At 65.4% G+C, this 4659-nt stretch carries 5 protein-coding genes; 2 read left to right on the top strand and 3 right to left on the bottom strand.

Going from position 1 to position 4659, the window contains the following annotated elements:
- Window positions 1–7: 7 nt before the first annotated feature.
- Together ahcY and ACESNG_RS21355 are read right to left on the bottom strand one after the other, a co-directional pair.
- Complete coding sequence (gene ahcY, locus ACESNG_RS21360) at window positions 8–1498, bottom strand: adenosylhomocysteinase (RefSeq protein ID WP_373060943.1); 1491 nt, start codon at window positions 1496–1498, stop codon at window positions 8–10.
- On the bottom strand, window positions 1499–2479 hold the full coding sequence (locus ACESNG_RS21355; RefSeq protein ID WP_373060942.1) for an ArsR/SmtB family transcription factor: 981 nt from the start codon (window positions 2477–2479) through the stop codon (window positions 1499–1501).
- 126 nt (window positions 2480–2605) lie between these two features.
- Between ACESNG_RS21355 and ACESNG_RS21350 the strand changes: the two genes are divergently transcribed.
- Both ACESNG_RS21350 and ACESNG_RS21345 read left to right on the top strand, forming a co-directional pair.
- Window positions 2606–3889, top strand: coding sequence for an MgtC/SapB family protein (locus ACESNG_RS21350; RefSeq protein ID WP_373060941.1), 1284 nt, complete (start codon window positions 2606–2608; stop codon window positions 3887–3889).
- A complete protein-coding gene (locus tag ACESNG_RS21345; RefSeq protein WP_373070733.1) occupies window positions 3886–4377 on the top strand; it encodes an ABC transporter permease in 492 nt (163 codons plus the stop codon). Before ACESNG_RS21350 ends, ACESNG_RS21345 begins: the two co-directional genes overlap by 4 nt.
- Window positions 4378–4398: 21 nt before the next feature.
- On the opposite strand, the gene ACESNG_RS21340 is transcribed toward ACESNG_RS21345, so the two are convergent.
- The coding region (locus ACESNG_RS21340) for a universal stress protein (RefSeq protein ID WP_373070731.1) at window positions 4399–4659 on the bottom strand (261 nt) is incomplete at its 5' end.

The following is a 4659-nucleotide window of genomic DNA, read 5'->3' as shown; positions in this document are numbered from 1 at the left end:
GCGAGGCCTAGTAGCGGTAGTGATCCGACTTGAACGGTCCCATCGGATTCACACCCAGGTACGCCGCCTGCTCGGTGTTCAGCTGCGTCAGCTTCACGCCAAGCTTCGGCAGATGCAAGCGCGCCACCTTCTCATCGAGATGCTTCGGGAGCGTGAACACACGCTTGCCGTAGCTCTCGGCGTTCGCGTGCAGCTCAAGCTGCGCGAGCACCTGATTCGTAAAGCTCGCCGACATCACGAAACTCGGGTGACCCGTCGCGCAGCCAAGGTTCATCAGGCGGCCTTCAGCAAGAATCAGAATGGACCGCCCGTTCGGCAGCACGAACTCGTCGTACTGCGGTTTGATGTTGATGCGCTTCATGCCTTCTACCTTCTTGAGACCGGCCATGTCGATCTCGTTGTCGAAGTGGCCGATGTTCGCCACGATCGCCTTGTCCTTCATGCGACCCATGTGCTCGACGGTGATGACGTTCTTGTTGCCCGTCGCCGAGATGAACACGTCGGCCACGTCCACCACGTCTTCGAGCGTCGTCACCTGATAGCCTTCGAGCGCCGCCTGCAGGGCGCAGATGGGATCGATTTCGGTGATGATCACGCGTGCGCCCTGACCCTTGAGCGCCTGCGCGCAGCCCTTGCCCACATCACCGTAGCCCATGACCACGGCGATCTTGCCGGCAAGCATGACGTCGGTGGCGCGATTGAGTCCGTCGATGATCGAGTGACGGCAGCCGTACAGGTTGTCGAACTTCGACTTCGTCACGGCGTCGTTCACGTTGATGGCCGGGAAGGCCAGCGTGCCCGCGCGTTCCATTTCGTACAGGCGAAGTACGCCCGTCGTGGTCTCTTCCGATACGCCACGGATACCGGCCAACACCTTCGTCCAACGGCCCGGGTTCTTCGTCTGTTGGTCGCGCAGCAGCTCGAGAATGACGCCCCACTCTTCCGGCTCGTTGTCGCTGTCGAAGCCGGGGATCGTACTGCTCTTCTCGAACTCCGTGCCCTTGTGCACGAGCAACGTGGCATCGCCGCCGTCATCGAGCAGCAGATTCGGGCCCGTGCCGTCGCTCCACATCAGCGCCTGCTCCGTGCACCACCAGTACTCTTCGAGCGTCTCACCCTTCCACGCGTACACCGGCGTGCCTTTGGGCGACTCCACCGTTCCGTTCGGACCCACGGCCACGGCGGCCGCGGCATGATCCTGCGTGCTGAAGATGTTGCACGACACCCAGCGCACGTCGGCGCCAAGTGCCACGAGCGTCTCGATCAGCACGGCGGTCTGCACCGTCATATGCAACGAGCCCATGATCTTCGCGCCCTCGAGCGGATGCTTGCCCGCGTATTCCGCGCGCAACGCCATCAGACCCGGCATCTCGAATTCGGCCAGACGGATTTCCTTGCGGCCCCACTCGGCCAGCGCGAGATCACGCACGGCGAACGTGGGACGGTCGAGCGACGCCAATGGCGCAGCACCCTTTTCGGTAACGACGACGGTAGACATTTACGGATGATTCCTGGGGGAAGAGTCGGAACGCAAACCCACAGCGCAGCGCGCCGTGGCGGAGAACAACGCAGGGCCGGTGGCATCGGAATCCACCGGTAACGGGACATAGCGGACGGCGGTAAAGCCGGCGTCGTGCAACCACGCCGTGAGTTCGAGCGGATCGAAGCCGAGCCAGACGTGCCCCATCTGCTCGCGATAGCGCTCGTGGGCATGCGGACGCATGTCGGCAATCAGCAAGCGTCCGTTGGGGCGTAACACGCGTCGCACATCGGTCAACGCGCGCTGGGGATCGGCCACATGATGCAGCACCAGCATGAGGACGGCGGCATCGAGCGAGGCGTCACGAAGGGGTAGCGCTTCGAGCGTGCCTTCGCTGAGCGTCACGTTGCTGCAGGCGGCGAGTCGCGACGACGCGGCCGACAGCATGGCCGGCGACGCGTCGATGGCGTGCACGTGCGCCACGTGCGGCGCGAGCGCAGCGGCCAACGCGCCCGTACCGCAACCCAGGTCACCGACGATCAGCGAGTCGTCGAGCAAGGCGAGGGCGGCGCCCAAGTCGGCGCGCACTCCGAACAGGTCGTTGCGCAACGCATCCCATTCGGCGCTGGCGGTCGCGAAGAACGCCTGCGTGCCGGCACGACGGGCCGCGATCACGGCATCGATGCGCGCGGCATCCTGCAACGAGGCCGGCGTACTGCCCAGCGCCGAACGCACGATTTCCCACAACGCGCGCGAGTCCGCGGCGAGTGACGGATTACGGCGATACCAGCGACTTGCCCCTTCGGCCCGCGACGCGATCCAATCCTGATCGGCCAGAATCTTCAGATGCCGACTCACGGTGCTTTGCGGCAGCTGCAATGCCGCCGCCAGCTCGCCCACGGTTAGCGCCTGTCGCTCCAACGCCGAAAGCAGCCGACACCGGGTGGCGTCAGCGAGCTCGACCATACGGTCGTGAATGGGAAGGCGCGGCGAGGTCATGCTTGAAATATATCCGTGTATCCGGATGAAAGGATAGCCCTTGGTGAAAACGCAGGCAGCCAAGAACGGCGCCTCTCTGGGATTTGCCCCTCCCGTAGAGCGTGATCGGTGCTACCATTGCCTCTCATGCTTGATCTTCCTCTCGCTCTTGACCTGTTGGTTTCGGCGCTGGTCGGACTGGCGGTGGGCGCCGAGCGTGAATGGTCGGGACATACGACCGGCCCCGACGGCCGCTTCGCCGGCATCCGCACGTTCACCCTGCTCGGGGTGATTGGAGGCTTTGGCGGCTGGTTCTTCCGCGAGGGCCAGCCAGCGTTGGCTGCCGTGATCATCGGCGCCGGGGTGCTCTTCCCTATCGCGGCCTATGCGGCCACGCTGCGCCGCCCCGGCACCACGACCGACGGCACCACCGAAGTTGCCGCCATGCTGGTGGTGGCAATGGGGGCCGCCTCCGCCCTTGGCCATCGCACGCTGGCCAGTGCGGCGGCCGTGCTGTGCGTGCTGCTGCTGGCCGAGAAATCGACGTTCCAGAACGCGCTCCAGAAGATCGCCCCACATGAACTGCGGGCCGCGCTGCAATTCGCCGTGCTGGCGCTGGTCATCCTGCCCCTGCTGCCGTCGGGCGCGTACGGGCCGTTCGGCGCGTTCCAGCCGCGACAGCTCTGGATCGTGGTGCTGCTCTTTTCGGGGCTGAACTTCGCCGGCTATATCGCGCGACGCGTGATCGGTGAAACGCGGGGACTCGCCGTCACCGGTCTCTTGGGCGGCCTCGTGTCGTCTACTGCTGTTTCGCTCACCTTCAGCCGACGGAGTCGCGCCGAACCCGCTTTGGCGCTCCCGCTGGCCCTCGGCGTGGTCGCCGCGTGCACGGTACTCGTCCCGCGCGTGCTGGTCACATCGTGGATGCTGCAGCCGGCGGTAGCCGCCGCCGCCGTACCCATTCTGGTGCTGCCATTCCTGGTCGGTATCGCGCTCGTTGCCTTCGTGATGTGGCAGGAGCGCGAAACGCGGGTGTCGCCGACACCCGCCGAAGGCAATGGCGCGATCGTTGGACACAACCCGCTCGCCCTCGCCACGTCGCTGCAAATGGTGCTGGCCTTCCAGATAGTGCTCTTCGCGATCGCGTGGGTGCAGCGGGCCGTCGGTACGACCGGCGTACTCCTCTCGGCCACGCTGCTCGGTCTCACCGACGTGGACGCGCTCACGGTCTCGATGACGCGCTACGGCACTGACGCGGCGAACGTGCGCGTAGCCGCCGCGGCGATCGGTATCGGCGTGCTGTCGAATACGATGCTCAAGCTGGCGCTCGTGGTCAGCATCGGTGGTCCACGGTTCCGTGGACGGGCGGCGATTGGTCTGCTGGCGCTGGCTGCCGCGGCGGGCGTGGGCATTTGGATCGGTTGGCCGTGACCGCACCCACGACCTTCACCAACACGATGCATCGAGGCGTCAGCACCGTGGGTCGCGCCACACGATCGTTCGTCGATCAGATCGGTGCCGGCTCACGCTTCGTGATGGCGACCTTCCGTGCCATGCGTGATACGAAAGAGTGGGTTCCCGAGTTGGGCACGATGCGTGTGACCGAACAGATCGATGCGCTCGAATCGCTCACCTTCGATCCGATGCGTCATCTCGTGGTGCCGCGCGTGCTGGCAGCGACCACGCGCCTGCGCGAAGTGGCAGAGGGACTCGATCGCACTGAGGGACGACTGTCCAGCGCGGTGGCCAAGGCCGACTCGGTGTTCGCCAAGGTGAACTCCGGCCGTGGAACACTCGGCATGATGGTGAACGACCCCGCGCTGTATCAGCGGAGTTATTCACTGGTGCGCGAACTGCGCTCGCTGGTCGCAGACGTGAAGAAGAATCCGAAACGGTACTTCCACGTGCGGGTGTTCTAGCATCCACGGTCAGGCTGAGCGTCAGGCCGACGGCACCGCGAGCACACCGCACCGGGCCGAACGCAGCACCCGCGTGGCGACCGAGCCCACCACCAGCCGCTCGAGGAAGCTGTGACGCTGCGTGCCGACCGCGATCAGATCGCAGTGCGCCTGCTGCGCTACGGACAGCAGTGACGACGCCGGATCGCCGCGCACGGTCACCGTTTCCACGATCGCGCCGTCGCGCAGAGCGAGCTGCGCGCGGACCTGCTCGAATAGCGGCGGCAGCGTACGTCCGTAGTC

Source organism: Gemmatimonas sp., from assembly GCF_041689975.1.
Classification (GTDB): Bacteria; Gemmatimonadota; Gemmatimonadetes; order Gemmatimonadales; family Gemmatimonadaceae; genus Gemmatimonas.
Note: the sequence above shows the minus strand (reverse complement) of the source record. Positions and strands in the feature narration are given on the sequence as shown.